The following is a 282-nucleotide window of genomic DNA, read 5'->3' as shown; positions in this document are numbered from 1 at the left end:
GGCTTAGAGCGCGGTGAAACCTTCAAAGCTATTGGACAATCCATTCTAAAAGACCCAACCACTGTTTCTAAAGAAGTCAAACGAAACAGACAAGTTAGAGAATCCACATGTGATAACCTTTCTTGTCCTTTACTCGACAAAGCTCCCTTTGTCTGTAACGGCTGCCCTAAAAGAAGACAAAACTGTGGCTATAAGAAGATTTTCTACCTAGCTAAACAAGCTCAAAAACAATACGAACAAACTCTTGTAGAAGCTCGTGAAGGAACTCCTCTCAATTCCAAG

General features: G+C 40.8%; 1 protein-coding gene. It reads left to right on the top strand.

All coding sequences use genetic code 11. The features are described 5' to 3' along the window. On the top strand, positions 1-282 hold a 282-nt coding region (locus tag WKI42_RS10835; RefSeq protein ID WP_368081920.1), incomplete at both ends, for a helix-turn-helix domain-containing protein.

It is taken from the genome of Streptococcus pseudopneumoniae (assembly GCF_038148935.1).
Lineage (GTDB): Bacteria > Bacillota > Bacilli > Lactobacillales > Streptococcaceae > Streptococcus > Streptococcus pseudopneumoniae_U.
Note: the sequence above shows the minus strand (reverse complement) of the source record. Positions and strands in the feature narration are given on the sequence as shown.